Origin of the sequence: Guyparkeria sp. (genome assembly GCF_046545975.1) — a bacterium.
In the GTDB taxonomy this organism is placed as follows: domain Bacteria; phylum Pseudomonadota; class Gammaproteobacteria; order Halothiobacillales; family Halothiobacillaceae; genus Guyparkeria.
This window is the reverse complement of record NZ_JBKGYT010000008.1, coordinates 1-19,242: the sequence shown is the minus strand read 5'-3', so window position 1 is coordinate 19,242 and position 19,242 is coordinate 1. Positions and strand designations below refer to the sequence as shown.

The 19,242-nt window shown below is 70.1% G+C and carries 14 protein-coding genes; 8 read left to right on the top strand and 6 right to left on the bottom strand.

Annotation, left to right across the window (positions count from 1 at the left end):
• Positions 1 to 13: 13 nt before the first annotated feature.
• Complete coding sequence (gene lpxB / locus ACLFMY_RS01635) at positions 14 to 1,201, bottom strand: lipid-A-disaccharide synthase (protein WP_410762766.1); 1,188 nt, start codon at positions 1,199 to 1,201, stop codon at positions 14 to 16.
• A 47-nt stretch (positions 1,202 to 1,248) separates the two neighbouring features.
• On the opposite strand from lpxB, the gene rnhB reads away from it, so the two are divergent.
• A complete protein-coding gene (gene rnhB, locus ACLFMY_RS01630) occupies positions 1,249 to 1,857 on the top strand; it encodes a ribonuclease HII (protein WP_410762765.1) in 609 nt (202 codons plus the stop codon).
• A 16-nt stretch (positions 1,858 to 1,873) separates the two neighbouring features.
• Here the strand turns inward: rnhB and ACLFMY_RS01625 are convergent, their stop codons facing one another.
• Both ACLFMY_RS01625 and ACLFMY_RS01620 read right to left on the bottom strand, forming a co-directional pair.
• Positions 1,874 to 3,157 (bottom strand): pyridoxal-dependent decarboxylase, exosortase A system-associated, encoded by a 1,284-nt coding sequence (locus ACLFMY_RS01625; RefSeq protein WP_410762764.1) that lies wholly within the window; start codon positions 3,155 to 3,157, stop codon positions 1,874 to 1,876.
• Between the two features lie 3 nt (positions 3,158 to 3,160).
• Positions 3,161 to 4,684, bottom strand: coding sequence for an AMP-binding protein (locus ACLFMY_RS01620; RefSeq protein WP_410762763.1), 1,524 nt, complete (start codon positions 4,682 to 4,684; stop codon positions 3,161 to 3,163).
• A 155-nt stretch (positions 4,685 to 4,839) separates the two neighbouring features.
• Between ACLFMY_RS01620 and aroC the strand changes: the two genes are divergently transcribed.
• The 7 genes from aroC (at position 4,840) to ACLFMY_RS01585 (ending at position 15,601) form a co-directional block, all read left to right on the top strand.
• Positions 4,840 to 5,958, top strand: coding sequence for a chorismate synthase (gene aroC / locus ACLFMY_RS01615; protein WP_410762762.1), 1,119 nt, complete (start codon positions 4,840 to 4,842; stop codon positions 5,956 to 5,958).
• Positions 5,955 to 7,172: an MFS transporter gene (locus tag ACLFMY_RS01610; RefSeq protein WP_410762761.1), complete on the top strand. Its 1,218-nt coding sequence runs from the start codon at positions 5,955 to 5,957 to the stop codon at positions 7,170 to 7,172. The genes aroC and ACLFMY_RS01610 overlap by 4 nt, the downstream gene beginning before the upstream one ends.
• 56 nt (positions 7,173 to 7,228) lie before the next feature.
• Positions 7,229 to 8,050 (top strand): methyltransferase domain-containing protein, encoded by an 822-nt coding sequence (locus ACLFMY_RS01605; RefSeq protein WP_410762760.1) that lies wholly within the window; start codon positions 7,229 to 7,231, stop codon positions 8,048 to 8,050.
• A complete protein-coding gene (rnhA, locus tag ACLFMY_RS01600) occupies positions 8,043 to 8,516 on the top strand; it encodes a ribonuclease HI (RefSeq protein ID WP_410762759.1) in 474 nt (157 codons plus the stop codon). Before ACLFMY_RS01605 ends, rnhA begins: the two co-directional genes overlap by 8 nt.
• Before the next feature lie 141 nt (positions 8,517 to 8,657).
• Complete coding sequence (locus ACLFMY_RS01595) at positions 8,658 to 11,375, top strand: cation-translocating P-type ATPase (protein ID WP_410762758.1); 2,718 nt, start codon at positions 8,658 to 8,660, stop codon at positions 11,373 to 11,375.
• An 18-nt stretch (positions 11,376 to 11,393) separates the two neighbouring features.
• Positions 11,394 to 12,476: an efflux RND transporter periplasmic adaptor subunit gene (locus ACLFMY_RS01590; protein ID WP_410762757.1), complete on the top strand. Its 1,083-nt coding sequence runs from the start codon at positions 11,394 to 11,396 to the stop codon at positions 12,474 to 12,476.
• Positions 12,473 to 15,601, top strand: a complete 3,129-nt coding sequence (locus tag ACLFMY_RS01585; RefSeq protein WP_410762756.1) for an efflux RND transporter permease subunit — start codon at positions 12,473 to 12,475, stop codon at positions 15,599 to 15,601. The genes ACLFMY_RS01590 and ACLFMY_RS01585 overlap by 4 nt, the downstream gene beginning before the upstream one ends.
• Here ACLFMY_RS01585 and ACLFMY_RS01580 read toward each other — a convergent pair.
• From ACLFMY_RS01580 to ACLFMY_RS01570, 3 genes are all read right to left on the bottom strand, one after another.
• A complete protein-coding gene (locus tag ACLFMY_RS01580) occupies positions 15,598 to 16,224 on the bottom strand; it encodes a hypothetical protein (RefSeq protein ID WP_410762755.1) in 627 nt (208 codons plus the stop codon). The two genes, ACLFMY_RS01585 and ACLFMY_RS01580, sit on opposite strands and share 4 nt — an antisense overlap.
• Before the next feature lie 135 nt (positions 16,225 to 16,359).
• Positions 16,360 to 17,640 carry an MgtC/SapB family protein gene (locus tag ACLFMY_RS01575; RefSeq protein WP_410762754.1) on the bottom strand — a complete coding sequence of 427 codons (1,281 nt, stop codon included), beginning with the start codon at positions 17,638 to 17,640 and terminating at the stop codon, positions 16,360 to 16,362.
• A gap of 87 nt (positions 17,641 to 17,727) precedes the next feature.
• The gene (locus ACLFMY_RS01570; protein ID WP_410762753.1) at positions 17,728 to 18,912 is read right to left on the bottom strand and encodes an NAD(P)/FAD-dependent oxidoreductase; all 1,185 of its coding nucleotides are present in this window, start codon (positions 18,910 to 18,912) and stop codon (positions 17,728 to 17,730) included.
• Positions 18,913 to 19,242 lie beyond the last annotated feature (330 nt).

Here is a 19,242-nt window from a genome sequence, read left to right as displayed (position 1 = left end):
TCTCCCGGGGGCGCTACCGGTCCGGGCGGTCGATCATGTCGGCGGCCAGGTCGGCCAGGCGGTCGAGCGCGCCGCCGGCGCCGAGGCGTTCGCGGATCTCGGCCAGGTCGGCGCGCTGTGCCGCGGCGCCGGCGGGGTTCAGCAGGGCCTCGATGTCCGCGGCCAGTCGCGCCGGCGTGGCGTCGTGCTGAATGCGTTCCGGCACCGCCTCGCGCCCGAGGACGATGTTGGGCAGGCCGATGTGCTCGATCCGGACCAGCCGTCGGGCGATGGCGTGGGTCAGCGCGTTGGTCCGGTAGGCGATCACCATCGGCGTGCCGATCAGGGCCGCTTCCAGCGAGGCGGTCCCGCTGGCCACCAGCAGGGCGTCGCTGGCCGCCATGACCGTCCGCGAGCCGCCGTCGAGCACCCGCAGTGCCCGATGGAGCGCATCGGAGGGGTTGGCGGCCGCGACCTGGCGTTCCAGCCACTCGGCCTCGAGGGAGCCGGCCCGCGGCAGGAGGAAGCGCCGCGAGGGATCGGCGGCCAGCAGTCGCTCGGCCGTGGCCAGGAAGATCGGCAGCAACCGCTCGATCTCGCCGTGCCGGCTGCCGGGCAAGAGGCCGATTAAGGGCGTGTCCCGTTCGAGCCCCAGTTCGTCGCGGGCCGCGTCCCGGGTCGGCGCCTCGCGGTCGATCAGGTCGATCAGCGGGTGCCCCACGTGGGTCGTCGGCAGGCCGTGACGCTCGAACAGCGGCTGCTCGAAGTCGAACAGCACGGCCAGGTGGTCGGCGATGCGGCCGAAGTGCCTTGCCCGGCCCGGCCGCCACGCCCACACCTGCGGGGCGACGAAGAACAGCACCGGGATCCCGCGTGCCCGCGCCGCGCGGGCCAGGCGCTGGTTGAATTCCTGGAAGTCGATCAGGATCAGCAGGTCCGGTCGGCGCTCGTCGAGTGCGGCGACCATCTCGTTCATGGCGCGGCGCAGGTCGGGGTAGTGGCGGATGACCTCCACCAGGCCCATGACCGAGACGCGGTCCAAGTCGACGATCGTCTCCATGCCGGCCGCGCGAGACTGGGCGCCGGCCAGGCCGATGGCCTCGAGCCCCGGCATGCGTCGGCGCAGTGCGGTGACCAGCTCGGCGGCGTACATGTCGCCCGAGGCCTCGCCGGCGGCGAGCATTACCCGCGGGGTGGAACCGGTAGCGGTTGACGAGTTCAAGCGACCCTCGATGAAAGCGATGGATGGGGCAATGGATGGGCACGAGTATGCCGCAAGCGGATTTGTTTGACGATCTGGACGCCGGCGGCGTCTATTGCGGCGTGGACGAGGCCGGCCGCGGGCCGCTGGCCGGTCCCGTCGTCGCCGCCGCGGTCATCCTGGACCCGGACCGTCGCATCGCCGCGCTGAACGACTCCAAGCAGCTCACCGAGCGTCGGCGCGAGGCGCTGTTCGACGAGATCCGGGAGCGCGCCTCCGGCTGGGCGATCGCCGAGGCCAGCGTGGCCGAGATCGACAGCCTCAACATCCTGCACGCCTCGATGCTGGCCATGCGCCGTGCCGTGCTCGCGCTGATCGAGCAGGGGCATCCGATCGACCGGGCCCACATCGACGGCAACCGCTGTCCCGAACTGCCGGTGATCGGCCACGCGCTGGTGGGTGGTGATGCCTCCGATCCGGCCATCGCGGCCGCCTCCATCCTCGCCAAGGTCAGCCGGGATCGTCAGATCGTCGCCCTGGATGCCGACTACCCCCAGTACGGGCTGGCCAGGCACAAGGGCTATCCGACCCCTGCCCACCTGGCGGCACTTTCCGAACACGGCCCCAGCCCCATCCATCGGCAGAGTTTCGCCCCCGTCCGCCGGGCCATGCGCTGAGGCCACGGCCGGCGGCTCAGACCAGGTATTCGGTCGCGGGACCGCGGGAGAGAAAGCCGGCCGGCGAGGCGCTGGCACCGTAGGCCCCGGACTGCAACACGCCCAGCCAGTCGCCCGGCGCGAGGCCCGGCAGGGGCTGCTTGCTGCCCAGCACGTCGAGCGGCGTGCACAGTGGCCCGGCGATGTCGACCGACTCGTCGAGCGGCGCGTCCAGCCGATCGAGGGCCACCAGTGGCCAGTTGCGGCGCAGCACCGCGCCGAGGTTGCCCGACAGGGCCAGGTGGTGGTGCATGCCGCCGTCGCAGAGCAGGTAGGTCCGGCCCCGCGAAACCTTGCGGTCGACCACCCGCACGAGGTAGATGCCCGCCGCGGCCACCAGGAACCGGCCCAGCTCCAGGCGGGTCCGGATGTCGATGCCGCCCGCTTCCCCCAGGGCACGGATGTCCCGGTCGAGCCGCTCGAAGGCCGGTGCCAGCCGGTCCAGGTCGAGCGGGCGGTCGCCGGGGTGGTAGGCCACGCCCAGTCCGGGCCCTATGATCAGTTCGCCCGGCGTGAACCCGGTCTCTGCCTGCCAGCCGCGCAGCAGATCCGTCCAGGCGTCCAGGGCGGCGGCGATGGCCTCGTGGTCGAGGCTCTGCGAGCCGGCGAACAGGTGCAGGCCGACGAGGTCGATGCCGGCATCGGCCAGTCGGTCGCGTTGCGCCAGGATGGCCGGGATCGCCTCGCTGTCGATGCCGAACGGGCGGGCGCCGCCGCCCATGTGCATGCCCGAGCCCTTGAGCGAGAAGGGCGGGTTGACCCGCAGGGCCACCCGGGCACGCCGTCTCGTGGCCTGCGCCTCGGTGGCGATGCGCTCGAGTTCGCCGGTCGACTCGGCGTTGATCGTGATGCCCCGTTCGATGGCGAAGCGGTGCTCGGCACGCGCTTTTGCCGGGCCGGCGATGGACAGGTGCTGTTCGGGGGAGGCGACATCGGTGGCCAGTCGCATTTCCGCCTCGGAGGCGCAGTCGAAACCGTCGACCAGCCCGGCCATGTGGCGCACGAGTGGCGGGAACGGGTTGGCCTTGATGGCGTAGTGGATGCCGATGCCGGCGGGCAGCTGCGCGCGCAGACGGGCAACGGCGGCATCGAGGCAGCGACGGTTGTAGACATAGGCCGGCGTGGTCGGGACACGGGCGGAGAGCGGCTGGCCGTCGATGGACAGGGCCTCGCTGCCGTCCCAGCAGTCCGAGAGCGTACCGAGGGTCGCGTCGAGCACCTCGCGTCCGGTCCTGGTTGTGGGGGCGTCGGATCGTGCCATGGGTCAGTTCTCTCCGGTTTCCTTCAGTGCCCGGCGATCGAGCTTGCCGTTGTCCGAGCGCGGCAGGCTCGGGTGGCGGTGGATCTCGGCCGGCTGCTGGTAGGGAGCCAGGTGTCGGCGCAGGTGGTGACGCAGTGCATCGACGTCCACGGCCACCGGGGCCACGTGCAGCACCAGCCGCTGGTTGCCGCTGGCCGGGTCCGGTCGGCCGAGCGCGACGGCCTCGGTCACGCCGGGCGCGGACAGGGCGACGCCCTCGATCTCTTCCGGGCTGATGCGAAAGCCGGCCACCTTGATCTGTTCGTCGATGCGCCCGAGGAAGTACAGCCGGCCGTCGTCGTCCTGCCGCACGCGGTCTCCGCTGAACAGCACGCGCGCATCGGACGCGCCCGGCCAGCCGGGCGGGGCAGGGCGAAAGCGCCGCGCGGTGGCCTCCGGGTCGTTGATGTAGCCCAGGGCGACCAGCGGGCCGCCCTGGACCAGTTCGCCGGTCTGCCCGGGGCCCAGCAGGCGACCGTCGGCGTCGACCAGCCCGATGGGCGTCTCGGGCAGGGGGTAGCCGATGGAGTCCGGGTGCCGGTCGACTTCCTCGGGTGGCAGGAAGGTGGCGCGGAAGCCCTCGGTCAGGCCGTACATCAGGTAGAGCCGGGTGGTCGGCCGCGCCTGTCGCAGTCCGCGCACCGCATCGACCGGCAGGTGCCCCCCGGAGTTGGTGACTACCCGCAGGGCGGGTGCATCGGCGAGCCAGGGCTGTCCCGCCAGCGGGATCAGCAGGCCCGGGGTGCCGGCGAACACCGTGGCCCCCTCGCGCAGCAGCGGGCGCTTGAGGTCGGCCGGGAGCAGATAGTCGTCCAGGTAGACCGCCGCCCCTCGCCACAGGCCGGTGAGGAGCTGGGAGAAGCCGTAGTCGAAGGCCAGCGGCAGGATGGCGGCGATCGTGTCCGCCTCGTCCAGCCCGAGGTAGTCGGCGACGATGCGGGTGCCGGTGTCGAGGTTGCCCTCGCTGACCATCACGCCCTTGGGCAGCCCGGTGCTGCCGGAGGTGAAGAACAGCATGGCCAGCCGCTCCGGCCGGCGCGCGCCCCGTGCCGGCAGGGCGGCTTGGCGGCCGTTCAGCGGCTCGAGGGGCGTCGGCTCGCCGCCGGTCGGCGCCCAGCGCCAGCCGTCGCCCTCGCTTCCCGGGTGCCACTGGCGGCTTCTGGCGGCATCCAGGAGCAGGCCGCGGGCATTGCACTGGCGGCACTGGTGCTCGATCTGCTCGGGTCGCAGGGCCGGGTGGGCCGGTGCCGGCACGATGTCGGATGCCAGCATGGCGAGGATCCAGACGGCGGTGTCGGTCTCCTTGCCCGCCCAGATCACCACCCGGTCGCCGCTGCCCAGGCCGAGCGAGGCCAGTTGCTCGCCGGCCGCGCCCACCTGCCCCGCGAGGGTGCCGTAATCCAGCCAGCCGTGGCGGTCGCCCAGCGCGCGGGCGCGCGGGCGGTCGACGGCGTGTCGGTCGATGGCGGATATCAGGTCGAGCGGCATGGCGGGTATTCGTGGGCAGTGCCCGGAGCGGGCAGGTATACTGGGGCGGCGTCGCCGCCGGAATGGCGCGCAATTCTACCATGCCGGGCGGCCGGCCCTGCCCAGCCGCCCGGCCGAGACGTTCACGCTCTACACACTTCGGTCAGGTTGGATCTATGGCGGGTAATACCTTCGGGACGCTGTTCCGCGTCACCACGTTCGGCGAGTCGCACGGCGAGGCACTGGGCGCGATCGTCGACGGCTGTCCCCCGGGGCTGGCGCTCTCCGAGGAGGACCTCCAGGCCGACCTCGACCGTCGCCGCCCCGGCACCTCGCGACACACCACCCAGCGGCGCGAGCCCGACCGGGTGCGTATCCTTTCCGGCGTGTTCGAGGGCGAAACCACCGGCACGCCGATCGGTCTGCTGATCGAGAACGTCGACCAGCGCTCCAAGGACTATTCGAAGATCGCCGAGCAGTTCCGTCCCGGCCACGCCGACTACAGCTACCTGCAGAAGTACGGCCGGCGCGACTACCGGGGCGGCGGGCGCTCGTCGGCCCGGGAGACGGCCATGCGCGTCGCCGCCGGCGCGATCGCGAAGAAGTGGCTGGCCGAGCGGCACGGCGTCTCCGTGCGCGGGTACCTCTCGCAGCTCGGCCCCGTTGCATTGACCGACGGCTGCTTCGACTGGCAGGCGGTCGGCGAGAACCCGTTCTTCTGGCCCTGCGCCGCGCAGGTGCCGGAACTCGAGTCCTTCATGGACGACCTGCGCCGCTCCGGCGACTCGGTGGGCGCGAAGGTCACCGTGCGTGCCGAAGGCTGCCCGCCGGGCTGGGGCGAGCCGGTGTTCGACCGGCTGGATGCCGACATCGCCCACGCGCTGATGGGCATCAACGCGGTCAAGGGCGTGGAGATCGGCGACGGCTTCGATTGCGTCGCCGCCCGCGGCACGGAGTTCCGTGACGAGATCACCCCGGACGGCTTCCTGTCCAACCACGCCGGCGGTGTGCTTGGCGGGATCTCCAGCGGGCAGGATATCGTCGCCCACCTCGCCCTCAAGCCCACCTCGAGCATCCGCCTGCCGGGGCAGAGCGTCGACCGGCACGGCGAGTCCACCGAGGTCGTCACCACCGGGCGACACGATCCCTGCGTGGGCATCCGCGCCACGCCGATCGCCGAGGCGATGCTGGCCCTGACCCTGATGGACCATGCCCTGCGGCATCGCGGCCAGTGCGGTGACGTCGAGAGCGATACGCCGGTGATCCCGGCCGGTAGTCCCGCGCCCGGCGAATGAGTCGCGAGCGGCGAGAGAATGCCACCAGCCGGTTGCCGGGCCTGATCCCGATCCGGCTGGGTTACTTCGCCTTCTTCCTCGGGCTGGGCATCTACCTCCCCTATTTCAGCCCCTACCTGATCGAGCAGGGCTTCGGTCCCGACACGGTCGGCGCCATGCTGGCGATGGTGATGGCCGCCAAGCTCGTCGCCCCGCCGCTTCTGGGCTGGCTGGTGGATCACAGCGGCCGGTTGATCGCTTGGCTGGTCGTGGCCGCGGCCGTCAGTGCGGCGCTGGCCGTCGGTCTGGGCGTGCTGGCGGGTCTGCAGGCGGGCCTGATCGGCTGGATGGTCCTGCTGCTGGCCTTCGGCTTCTTCTGGCAGCCGCTGCTCTCGCAACTGGACGTGGCCGCGCTGCGACTGACCGGCCCCGAGCCGCAGCGCTACCCGGCCCTGCGCGCCTGGGGATCGATCGGTTTCATCGTCGCCTCGGTGGGGCTCGGCGCGCTGATCGACCGGATCGGCATCGAGTGGGTGCCGTGGATCATGGCGGCCACGCTCGCCGGGCTGGTGGTCGTGCTGTTGCGGGTGCCCGAGCCGGGCGTGCCGCGTGATCGCTCGACGATACCCGTCTCGATCCGGGCGCGGCTGCGCGAGCCGGCCATGCTGGGCTTCTTCGCCGGTCACTTCCTGATCAACCTCGCCCACGGCGTCTACTATGCCTTCTTCAGCGTCCACCTGGCCGAGCTGGGCTACTCGGCCACCGCCATCGGGCTGCTCTGGGCCCTGGGGGTCGTCGCCGAGATCGTGCTTTTCTTCCTGCTCCCCGGGATCCGGAATCGATTCGCCCCGCTGGGCCTCCTGCTGCTCGCCATCGGCCTGATGGCGGCGCGCTGGCTGCTGATCGGTTTCCAGGCCGACGTGATCGGCTGGCTGCTGTTCGCCCAGCTGCTCCACGCCGCGAGCTTCGGCATGACCCATGCCGTCGGCATCTGGGTGATCGACCACCAGTTCCCCGGACGGGCGCATGCGCGGGGACAGGCTATCCTCTCGGCGGTCAGCTACGGGGGCGGGGCGGCCCTCGGGCTGTACCTCGCCGGCCTGCTCTGGGGTAGAGTGGAGCCCGGCATGGCCTTTGCCGCGATGACCGCCGCCAGCCTGCTGGCACTGGTCATCATGCTCGTCAGCCGTCGGGTGATCCGTTGGACGCCCGCGGCGGACGAGTCCGCTAGCTGACGTGGTTCGGACGAGACCGGGCCGTTATCCAGGAGGATCTCTTGAGCAGACCGGATGTGCCAGACCGACTTGCCGCCAGCATTGCCGCGGCCGACTGGTATCGCACGTCGGTCGGGCGCCTGGTGGCCGCCGACCTGATGGAGGCGGTCGTCGAGAGGGCGCAGACGGCCTTCGGCTACCACGCCCTGGTGCTGGGCGAGACGGGCCGGGTGCTGCACCAGCGTTTCGACTGGAATGACCGGCTGCGTGTCGGTCACGTCGTCCAGGCCGGGCCGCCGGGGGGCGATCCCGGCGCGCTGCTGCCGGTCGAGCTGGATGCCCTGCCGATCGAGAGCGAGGCGGCCGACCTGGTGATCGCCCTGCATGTGCTTGAGGACCGGAGCAATCCCCACGAGATCCTGCGCGAGATCGATCGCAGTCTGCGGCCCGAAGGTCGACTGATGCTGGTGGGTGTCAACCCGGCCAGCCTGCTGCACCTGCGCTCGCGTTTCTGGCCCGGCTGCCACGCGCCGATGTCTGCCGGCACCCACCACCCGGCCTGGCGAGTGGTCGACTGGCTGCGGCTGCTGGGCTACCGCATCGAGGCGATCGAACCGATCGGCGGGGTGGGGCCGTGGTGCCGGGCGAGCATGTATGCCCGCTGCGCGCGGGTGCGTCGCTGGAGCGCCGAGTGGGCCTGGTTCCTGCACGGTTTCTACCTGATCGACGCGACCCGCCGGGTGTCGAGGCCGGCCCGGCCGAAGGCGGCCTTCCGGTTGCCGTCCCTGGTGGGGAGCCCGGTACGCGGCGAGGTGGCCGGGATGCGCTCGCCGCGTGCCGAGGCCATGCCATTGAGATCGAATCAGCGACAACGGGAAACGGAACGACGCGATGGGTGACGAGGAGGGCAAGCGCAAGGTGGTTCAAGCCTGGACCGACGGGGGCTGCCGCGGCAACCCCGGCCCCGGCGGCTGGGGGGCGGTGCTGCGCTTCGGCAAGCACGAGCGCGATCTCTGGGGCGCGGACACCGAGACCACCAACAACCGCATGGAACTCACCGCGGCGATCGAGGCCCTCGATGCCCTCAAGGAGCCCTGCGAGGTGCACCTGACCACCGATTCGCAGTACGTGCGCCAGGGCATCACCGAGTGGATCCACAACTGGCGGCGGCGCAACTGGCGTACCGCGGCCGGCAAGCCGGTCAAGAACGCCGACCTCTGGAAGCGTCTCGAGCAGGCGGCGGCCAGGCACGAGGTGCACTGGCACTGGACCCGCGGGCACGTCGGTCATCCCGAGAACGAGCGCGCCGACCAGCTCGCCAACCGGGCCATGGACGAGGCAGCCGCGGACGCCCGGCAACCCTGACCGCATCCGGTCTGCGGGCCGATGCGACGGCCTCGCTTCGACCGGTCTAGACTGATTGCTGGCGACTGACCGTTGGACGCGCCATCGCGGCCTTCCATCGGGTATCCCGTTCCCCGTTCGAGGACGCTTCGGCGAAAGGTCATGACGGACGAATCCAACCCTGCCGGAACCTGGCATGCGCAACGGCCGGAGGCCGTTCTGGAGGCGCTCGACTCCCGCCCCGATGGGCTCGGGACCGACGAGGTCGAGGCGCGCCGGGACGAGCATGGCCCCAACCGGCTGCCGGAAGCGGCCCGTCCGAGTCCCTGGCGACGGCTGCTGCGCCAGTTCAACAACATCCTCATCTACGTGCTCCTGGGCGCGGCCGCCATCACCGCCCTGATGGCGCACTGGGTCGATACCGCCGTGATCGTGGCGGTGGTGCTGGCCAATGCGGTGATCGGATTCATCCAGGAGGGCCGCGCCGAGCAGGCGATGGATGCCATCCGCAAGATGCTGGCCCTGAAGGCCGGCGTGATACGCGACGGGCGCCGACAGGCGGTGGCGGCCGAGGACCTGGTGCCCGGCGACATCGTCCTGCTCGAGCCCGGCGATCGTGTGCCGGCGGACCTGCGTCTTTTGGAAGTTCACGACCTGCGGGTCCAGGAGGCGGTGCTCACCGGCGAGTCGCTGGCAGTGGAGAAGCGCTCCGACCCGGTCGATGCCGACGCGTCCCTGGGCGATCGGCAGTCGATGGCGTTCAGCGGCACGCAGATCACCCGCGGGCAGGGGCGAGGCGTGGTGGTCGCCACGGGGGCGTCGACCGAGATCGGTCGCATTTCCGGGATGCTGGCCGATGTCGAGACGCTGACCACGCCGCTGGTCCGGCAGATGGACCGGTTCGGTCGCTGGCTTACCGGCGTCATCCTGGCGATCGCCGCCATGATCCTGGGGCTGGGGCTCTGGTGGCGGGACATGGCCTTCGAGGAGCTGTTCATCGCCGTGGTCGGACTGTCGGTGGCCGCCATCCCGGAGGGGCTGCCGGCCGTGCTCACCATCACCCTGGCCGTCGGAGTGCAGGCGATGGCCCGGCGGCACGCCATCGTCCGGCGCTTGCCGGCGATCGAGACCGTGGGGTCGGTGTCGGTGATCTGCACCGACAAGACCGGCACGCTGACGCGCAACGAGATGGCGGTGACCGTGGTCGCCTCCGGTGACGAGGAGTACACGGTATCCGGCGAGGGCTATTCCCCGATCGGCCAGGTGTGCCGCGAGCAACAGCCGGTCGACGGGGCGGGCGTCGATGCGCTTTCCGAGCTGGCCCGGGTCGGCCTGCTGTGCAACGACGCGAGCCTGCACGAGCAGGACGACGAGTGGCGTGTCGAGGGCGACCCCATGGAAGGGGCGCTGGTGGCGTTCGCCGGCCGGGCCGGTCTGGAGGTGGACAAGGAGCGGGATCGCTGGCACCGAAGCGACTCGATTCCCTTCGATTCCGAGCATCGCTTCATGGCCACGCTCCACCATGACCACGAAGGTCATGCCTGCCTGTTCGTCAAGGGTGCGCCCGAGCAGTTGCTGTCGATGTGCGATCGGGAACGGCTGGTCGACGGGGAGACGCGGCCGCTCGACGTCGACCGCTGGCGGGAGCAGGCCCACGACCTGGCCTCTCGGGGGCATCGGGTACTGGCCTTGGCCTTTTTGCCGGTCGACCCGGAGCACACGGTGCTCGAGCGCCGCGAGGTCGAGGCGGGCCTGGTGTTTCTCGGGCTGGTCGGGCTGTCCGACCCGCCGCGGCCGGAGGTGCCGGATGCCGTCGCGGAGTGCCGGCGGGCCGGCATCCGGGTGAAGATGATCACCGGGGATCATGCCGGCACGGCCATGGCCATCGCCGGGGAGATCGGCCTGGAAAACCCCGGGGAGGCGCTCACGGGGGCGGACATCGAGCAACTCTCGGACGAGGAGCTGTACCAGCGGGTCGCCGAGATCGACGTCTACGCCCGCACCAGCCCCGAGCACAAGCTGCGACTGGTGAAGTCGCTGCAGGCCCGTGGCCACAGCGTGGCGATGACCGGCGACGGGGTGAACGACGCCCCGGCGCTCAAGCGGGCGGATGCCGGGATCGCCATGGGACAGCGCGGCAGCGAGGCGGCCAAGGAGGCCGCCGACCTGGTGCTGGCGGACGACAACTTCGCCTCGATCGTCGCCGCCATCCGCGAGGGCCGTACGGTCTACGACAACATCAAGAAGGTGATCAGCTGGACCCTGCCGACCAACGCCGGCGAGGCCCTGACCATCATGGTGGCGCTGCTCGCCGGCATGACCCTGCCGATCACCCCGATCCAGATTCTCTGGATCAACATGATCACGGCCACGACGTTGGGCCTGGCGCTGGCCTTCGAGCCCACCGAGACGAACACCATGCGCCGCCCGCCGCGCCCCGTCGACGAGTCGATCCTCACCGGCGGCTGGATGATCTACATCGTCTTCGTCGGGATGGTCTTCCTTGCCGGGGTGTTCGGCGTGTACGACTACGCCGTCGGGCAGGGCTACTCGCTGGAACTGGCACGCACCATGGCCATGAACGCGCTGGTGGTGATGGAGATCTTCCAGCTGTTCTTCATCCGCACCATCAATGACGCGTCCTTGTCCCGGCAAGCGCTACGCGCCACGCGCCCGGTCTGGCTGGCGGTGCTGGTCGTGGTGCTCGCCCAGCTGGCGATGACCTACCTGCCGGCCTTCCAGGCCGTGTTCGAGACCGAGGGGCTGTCCCCGGCCGACGGTCTTCTCGTGGTCGCCATCGGGGTGGGCTCCTATGTCCTGATGGAGCTCTACAAGTTGATCGGCCGGCGAATTTCCGGCTCCCGGGCTGAGTTCGCGTGAGTGGACCGAGGTAACCTGATGATGCAATGGATGTCACGCAATGCCGGCCGGCTGGGGATCGCCCTGGTCGCGCTGCTGCTGTTCGCCTGGGTGATCACCGGCGAGCGCGAGCCGGCCGACGACGAGGCGCCGGAGCGTTCCGGGGCGGTCGCGGTCGGTCTGACCGACAGCCGGGCCGAACCGGTCGAACGGCTGGTCACGCTCCAGGGCCACGTCGAGCCCGAGCAGGTCGTGCGGGTGCGGGCCAAGACGGGCGGGGAGGTCGCCGAGACGCCGGTGTCGGAGGGCGAGGTGGTCGAGGCCGGCCAGCGGATCGCCCGTCTTTCGATGGACGACCGCGAGGCGCGCCTGCGCGAGGCGAAGGCGGCCGAGCGCCGGGCGCAGGGTGACTACGACGCCGCGGCCCGCCTGGCGGACCAAGGCTTCCAGGGCCGGCTGGCGGCGGAACGCGCCCTGGCCGAGCTCGAGGCGGCCAAGGCACGCGTCGCCTCGATCGAGCTGGACATCGAGCGCACGGACATCGAGGCCCCGATCGGCGGGGTGCTCAACCACCAGATCGCCCGTCGCGGCGACGTGGTTGCCGCCGGCGAGCCGGTGGCCGAGATCGTCGAGAACGACCCCCTGCGTGCCGTGGTGCAGGTGCCCCAGCACCGTGTCGACGAGGTGATCGAGGGACTGGAGGCCCGCGTGATCTTCGTCGACGGCGAGGCCCGCGACGGCTCGGTGGTCTACGTCTCGGTGACCGCCGACGACCAGACCCGGACCTTTCGGGCACGGGTAAGGGTGCCCAATCCCGACCGTGACCTGCCGGCCGGTACCAGCGTCACCGTGGAGGTCCCCGTGGAGACGGTCCGTGCCCACGCGATCTCGCCGGCACTCATTTCGCAGAACGAGCAGGGTGATCTGGGCGTCAAGATCGCCGAGAGGCAGGACGGCGTCCTGAAGGCCCGCTTCCTGCCGATCACGCCGGTGCGTGCCAATGCCGAGCGGATCTGGGTGACCGGCCTGCCCGACGAGGTGCGGCTGATCTCGCTGGGACAGGGATTCGTGCGTGACGGGGATCGCGTCGAGGCAGACCGAGTGGGGGACGAGTCCCGGTGAATGCCCTGCTCGCCGCGCTGTTCTCCCGTTCGCGTAGCGTCCTGCTGGTGCTGCTGGCCCTGCTGGCTGTCGGCGGCACGGCGTATGTACAGATCGCCAAGGAGGCCGCGCCCGACGTCGACGTGCCGATCTTCTTCGTCACCGTCGCCTACCCGGGCATCTCGCCCGAGGACAGCGAGCGGCTGCTGGTCCGTCCGCTGGAACGCGAGCTGGGCGGCCTGGAGGGCCTCGACGAGATGCAGGCCAGCGCCGGGGAGGGGTTCGCCCTGGTCCGGCTGGACTTCGACCCCGGCTACGACAGCCGCCGGGCACTGGCCGACGTGCGCGAGGAGGTCGACCTGGTCCGGCCCGATCTCCCGCCGGGGGTCGAGGAGCCGGTGGTCTCCGAGGTCGACCTGTCGATGTTCCCGGTGCTGATCGCCACGCTCTCGGGCTCGGCGCCCGAGCGCACCCTGGTGCAGCGCGCCCGCGAGCTGCGCGACCGGATCGAGGCACTGCCGGGCGTGCTCGAGGTGGAGATCGGCGGCGACCGCGAGGACCTGCTCGAGGTGCTGGTCGACCCGCGCACACTGGAGACCTATCGCCTGCCGTTCAACGACCTGGTCACGGCGATCGAGCGCAACAACCAGCTGGTGGCCGCCGGGGCGCTGGACTCCGGGGCCGGGCGGCTGAACATCAAGGTGCCGGGGGTGATCGAGTCGGTCGGTGACGTGCTCGAGCTGCCGGCGATCTCGTACGAGGGCACGGTGGTGACCTTCGAGGAGATCGCCGACGCGCGCCGGACCTTCAAGGACCCGGAGGGGTTCGCCCGCATCGACGGCGAGCCGGCCGTCTCGCTGGAAATCCGCAAGCGGGCCGGGGCCAATATCCTCGAGACCGTCGCGGCGGCCCGCGAGGTGATCGAGGCCGAGCAGGCCGACTGGCCCGGCGGCATCCGGGTCCGCTACCTGCAGGACAGCGCCGAGGAGATCGACGACCTGCTCGGCGATCTGGAGAACAACGTCATCACCGCCATCCTGCTGGTGATGCTCACCATCGTCTTCGCCCTGGGCGGGCGGTCGTCGTGGCTCGTGGGGCTGGCCATCCCCGGTGCGTTTCTCGGCGGGGTGCTGGTCCTGTACCTGATGGGGTTCACGCTCAATATCGTGGTGCTGTTCGCCCTGATCCTGGTGGTGGGCATGCTGGTCGACGGGGCGATCGTGGTGATCGAGCAGGCCGACCGGTATCTGGCCGAGGGCCGCGGGAAGCACGCCTACCTGGCGGCGGCCCAGCGCATGGCCTGGCCGATCACCGCCTCCGTGGCCACCACGCTGGCGGTGTTCTTCCCCATGCTGTTCTGGCCGGGCCTGATGGGCGAGTTCATGTTCTACCTGCCGGCCACCGTGATCGTCACCCTGCTGATGTCGCTGGCCATGGCCCTGCTGTTCATCCCGGTGCTGGCCGCGACGATCTCGCGCGGGCAGGGGGCGAGCCGCCCGGAGCAGGTCCGTCACATCCGGGCGGCCGAGGCGGGGCGCTTCGATGAGCTCGACGGCCCGACGGCACGCTACGTCGGCCTGCTGCGCTGGGCGATCGCCCACCCGGGGCAGACCTTCGCCGGCGTGGCCCTGTTCACCGTCGGCCTGTACGCAGCGTATGGAGAGCTGGGACGCGGGGTGGACTTCTTCCCCGACGTCGAGCCGCGCTTCGCGCAGGTCCAGGTGCACGCCCGGGGGGACCTGTCGGTATGGGAAATCGACGACCTGGTGCGGGACGTCGAGAGCCGTCTCTACGACCACCCCGCGTTCAAGACCGTCTACGCCCGCAGCATCGCCTCGCAGCAGGACCGGCTGGGCCAGGACCACGCCGAGGACGTGATCGGCGTGATCCAGCTCGACCTGGTCGACTGGCAGCGGCGACCGCCGGCCGACGAGATCCTCGCCGATCTGCGTGCCGAGATGGCGGACATCCCGGGGGTGCGCCTGCAGTTCCTGACCGACTCCGGCGGGCCGAGCCAGGGCAAGCCGGTGGTGCTGCAGGTCTCCGCCGGGGAGCAGGGGGACGGGGTGGAGCCGCTCGTCGCGGGCGTCGAGCACCTGCGACGCGGCATGGATGTCGTGGGCGGATTCGTCGACGTCGAGGACGACCGTCCGCTGCCGGGCGTGGAGATGCGCCTGGAGGTCGACCACCGCGAGGCGGCGCGCTTCGGGGCGGACGTCAATCTCCTCGGCCGGGCCGTGCAGATGCTCACCCGCGGGCTGTCGCTGGGCGGCTACCGCCCCGAGGATGCCGACGAGGAGGTCGACATCCGCGTGCGCTTCCCCTTCGACGAGCGCAACCTCGCCCAGCTGATGAACCTCCGGGTGCCGACGCAGGCGGGGCTGGTTCCGGTGCAGAACTTCGTCGAGTTCGTGCCAGCGCCGAAGACCGGCATCATTCACCGGGTCGACGGGCGGCACACCCTGTCCGTCAAGGCCGACGTGGCCGCCGGCGAGCTGGTCGACGATCGCATGCGCGCCTTGCAGCAATGGCTGGCGGACAACCCGTTGCCGGAGGATGTCGCGCTGTCGGTGCGCGGCCAGCAGGAGGACCAGGCCGAGGCAGGGCGCTTTCTGACGATGGCCTTCCTCATGGCGATCGTGCTGATGGTGCTGATCCTGGTCACCCAGTTCAACAGCTTCTACCAGGCCCTGCTGGTGCTGACCGCGATCGTGTTCTCCACCAGCGGGGTGCTGCTGGGACTGCTGCTGCGTGCCGAGGCGTTTTCCGTGGTGATGAGCGGCATCGGCGTGATCGCCCTGGCCGGGATCGTGGTCAACAACAACATCGTCCTGATCGACACCTACAACCAGCTGCGACGTGACGGGATCAACCCGGTTGAGGCCGCCCTGCGCACCGGGGCGCAGCGTCTGCGCCCGGTGCTGCTGACCACGGTGACCACTGTTCTCGGCCTGGCGCCGATGATCTTCGCCCTGACCATCGACTTCGTCGGGCGCGGGTTTTCCGTCGGCGCCCCGTCCACGCAGTACTGGGTCCAGCTGGCCACCGCGATCGCCGGCGGGCTGATCGTCGCCACGCCCCTGACCCTGCTGCTCACCCCGGCGATGCTGGCGTGGTGGGACCGGCGTCGTGCAGAGTCTCCTTAGCGGATCTGCACTTGGCTCACGAGCAACACTTCGCAAGCGCCGCGGCCGGTATCGGAGCGGGTCAGGGAGGTGCGCCAGCGCCAGCCATTCTCGCCGTCCACATCGATCAGGTGGCCGGCTAGTCGTACCGTGTCGCCTTCGGCAATGCGGTCGATGTCTGCCGCGATCCATTCATTGGCGGGCACCAGGTGCATGTTGGCGCTGCTTTTCTCCACGTCCTCGCGAGGCACCGGGAAACGCTCCGTGTGCCAGCGGTAGAAACGTCCGGACTGGTCGATCTCGAAGCCCTCCAGCACTTCCGGGCGAGCCATGGGCCCCCAGCCCAGCGCCAGGTCCGTGGGGGAAAGGGCCGCCTCGGCATCGAAGCGGTAGTCCTTGCGGCCCAGGACCCGGGCCTCGACCTGGAACTCGGCTCGAGGCGTGATCCGGAAACCGCCGGCGGACAGTGTCGGCGTCTCGTCCAGCGTGGTCTGCAGGGGCGCGCGTTCGATGGAAAGGTCCGCGTCGAAACCCGGCGGGGCGTCCGGGGCCACCTCGAGATCCCAGTCCACCCCAGCCGGCTGGTTCCACCACCAGATCAGCCCGATTGTGACCACGGCCATGATCAGCCATCGAGTATTCACGTCAGTTCTCCCCGGTCGGTACGAGTCCCACCCAGCTCACCGAAACCCGGTCTCCCTCCATGTTCCTTGAACGACGGGAGAAACCGACGTATCACCCTAGCGCGCCAGATTCTCATCCGCCGTGTTCTCCGTTCCTCAGATCAGCCAGGCGGTCAGCAGCCCGGCGGCGAGGGAGAGGATCATCGGCCCGGCGACCCACAGGGCCAGCGTGCGCGTGCCGATGATCGCGGCGATGCCGGTCTTGACCAGGTTGTTGGCCGCCGAGGCGATGATGATGCCGACCACGGCGACGTCCACGCTGATCGTCTCGCGGGCCATCCGGGTCAGGGACAGGTTGATCGCGTCGACATCCGCCACGCCCGAGGTGGCGGCCAGCAGGTAGATCCCGGCGCTGCCGAGCCATTCCCGCAGCCATTCGCCGGCGAGCATGATGGCGGTCAGCAGCACGCCGAAAAGCAGGGCGGAGGTCAGGTCCAGCGGGTTCTGCTTGAGCTCCGGCTGTTCGACGTCGATGCCGCGACGCGCCTTGCGCCACATGAAGAAGGCGGGCACGTACAGCAGTATCGTCATCACCAGTAACGGGGTCAGCAGGGCGGTGAACATCGGTGGGTGGACCATGGTCGCCACCAGCAGCACGCGGGGGAACATGGTGCCGCAGGCGATCAGGATGCCGATGCCCAGCAGCGGGCCGAGGTCTTTCGTCAGGCGCGACTGCCGCGCGAAGTGCAGGGTCAGCGCGGTGGACGAACTCAGACCGGCGAACAGACTGGTGAAGAGAATGCCCTTCTCGGCCCCGCCCATGCGGATGGCGAAATACCCCACGAAGGAGATCGAGGCGATCAGCACCACCATCCACCAGATCTGGTAGGGATTGAGTGCGTCGCCGGGGCCGAAACCCTCGTTGGGCAGGATGGGCAGCATCACCGCGGTGATCAGGAGCAGCTTCAAGGCCGCGTCGAGTTCGCGTGCCTCCAGCTTGTGCAGCAGGCCGTGGATCTCCTCCCGGTTGTCGAGGATCATGGCCGTGAACACCGCCGCGGCCGTGGCGACGACGACGTCCACGGCCACGGCGATCGCCCCGATGCAGAAGGCGATCAGCAGGCCGACGCTGTCGGTGATGCTGAAGTTCTGCACCGATTCGGCGCGGGTGCGCCAGGCGACGATGGCGAGTGCCGCCACGGCGAGCAGCAGGGTGGGGAAGGCCCAGCTGGTGAGCGTCTCGGAGAGCAGGCCGGCCAGGCCGCCGAGCAGGCCCACGAGCGCATGCGTGCGCAGCCCCGCGATCCGCGATCCGGCCTCTTCCTTGCGCTTCGTCCAGCCTCGCTCCAGGCCGATCAGTGCCCCGAGCAGAATGGCGATGCCCAGATGCCAGAGGGTCTGGTTGTCCTGGATGAGCTGGCTGGTGAGATCGTCCATGTCGCTCCTGTCCGAGAGTCCCGCGATACGAGACCGAAGGGTGGTTCATCCCGGAGTCTAGCTCGGATATCTCTTGAAAGGTCCGGGCTAGACGGATTGCCCGGCGGCGACACCCGAGGCCCAGGCCCACTGGAAGTTGTGCCCGCCCAGATGCCCGGTCACGTCGACCACCTCGCCGATGAAGAACAGCCCCGGTTGCCGGCGTGCTTCCATGGTCTGCGAGGACAGCTCGCGGGTATCGACTCCGCCGAGGGTGACCTCCGCGGTGCGATAGCCCTCGGTGCCGGCCGGCTGGACGGCCCAGCGCTGCAGGTGACCGGCGACGGCCGCGATGTCCTCGCGCGAGTATTCCTGCAGCGGCCCGGACCAGTGGTGCCAGTCGCATAGCACGCGCGCCAGCCGCTTGGGCAGGTGCTCGTCGAGGTACTGCAATACCGTGCCCTGCGGTCGACTCGCGCGTCGCTCGGCCAGATCCGCGGTCGCGTCCCGTCCGGGCAGCAGGTCGATCACCAGCGGCTCGCCCGGCTGCCAGAAGCTCGAGATCTGCAGCATGGCCGGCCCGGACAGGCCGCGATGGGTGAACAGCATCGGCTCCTCGAAGCGCATCCCGTTGGCCGTTGCGGCCACCGGCAGGGCGATGCCGGCCAGCGGGGCGAGGCGCTCCCTGAGGTCGGGGTGCAGGGTGAAGGGCACCAGTCCGGCGCGCGTGGGCAGCACCTCGATGCCGAACCGGCGGGCGATCTCGTAGCCAAAGGGGGTCGCTCCCATGGTCGGGATCGAGAGCCCACCGGTGGCGATCACCAGTGATTCGGTCGCGATCGTGCCGCTGTCGGTTTCGATCCGGTAACCGCCGTCGATCGCCTCGATCGCGTTGACGGATGTCTTCAGCCGCACCTCGGCGCCGGCCCATTCGCACTCGGTGAGCAGCATGTCGACGATCTCTTTCGCCTTGCCGGCGCAGAACAGCTGGCCGGCCGCCTTTTCCACGTGCTCGATGCCGTGGCGTTCGACTAGTTCGAGGAAGGCCTGCGGCGGGTAGCGCTTGAGCGCCGAGATGCAAAACCGCGGGTTGGCCGAGAGGAACTGGTTCGGTGTGCTGTTGAGGTTGGTGAAGTTGCAGCGCCCGCCGCCGGACATCAGGATCTTCTGCCCCGCCTTGCGGGCGTGGTCGAGCACCAGCACCCGCCGGCCGCGGTAGCCGGCCGTCGCCGCGCACATCAGGCCGGCGGCCCCCGCGCCGATGATGATCACGTCGAAGGAACGGTCCGTCATCGGCGCATGATAGCAACCCGACTACTTTTCGTTACGAAACGTCGGTGGCGGTCTGATGTCGTCGTGCTTTACTTGGGGAAACTCTGCACGATTCGATGACGTCTGAAGCGGGACCTCCAAGGGCCCAGATGCAAGGCGCAGTCCGCCGTGAAGGGCCGTCGTCCTTTACAAGATGGGCTGTAAAGCCCAACAAACCGGGTTCAGGAGGGTTTTCGTGTTGGGCTTCGTTGCATTCAGCCCAGTCTGTGCGTTCGCTTGGGTTCGGTGGGATGGTTTCGCGCGCCGGGCACGGCGGCCCGGTCGTGCCCCTCCACAGGGACGGCGCGTGAA

Coding starts and splice junctions, on each gene's coding strand:
- rnhB (WP_410762765.1), top strand. CDS start 1,249: ATGCCGCAAGCGGATTTGTTTGACGATCTGGACGCCGGCGGCGTCTAT.
- ACLFMY_RS01625 (WP_410762764.1), bottom strand. CDS start 3,157: ATGGCACGATCCGACGCCCCCACAACCAGGACCGGACGCGAGGTGCTC.
- ACLFMY_RS01620 (WP_410762763.1), bottom strand. CDS start 4,684: ATGCCGCTCGACCTGATATCCGCCATCGACCGACACGCCGTCGACCGC.
- aroC (WP_410762762.1), top strand. CDS start 4,840: ATGGCGGGTAATACCTTCGGGACGCTGTTCCGCGTCACCACGTTCGGC.
- ACLFMY_RS01610 (WP_410762761.1), top strand. CDS start 5,955: ATGAGTCGCGAGCGGCGAGAGAATGCCACCAGCCGGTTGCCGGGCCTG.
- rnhA (WP_410762759.1), top strand. CDS start 8,043: ATGGGTGACGAGGAGGGCAAGCGCAAGGTGGTTCAAGCCTGGACCGAC.
- ACLFMY_RS01595 (WP_410762758.1), top strand. CDS start 8,658: ATGACGGACGAATCCAACCCTGCCGGAACCTGGCATGCGCAACGGCCG.
- ACLFMY_RS01590 (WP_410762757.1), top strand. CDS start 11,394: ATGATGCAATGGATGTCACGCAATGCCGGCCGGCTGGGGATCGCCCTG.
- ACLFMY_RS01575 (WP_410762754.1), bottom strand. CDS start 17,640: ATGGACGATCTCACCAGCCAGCTCATCCAGGACAACCAGACCCTCTGG.
- ACLFMY_RS01570 (WP_410762753.1), bottom strand. CDS start 18,912: ATGACGGACCGTTCCTTCGACGTGATCATCATCGGCGCGGGGGCCGCC.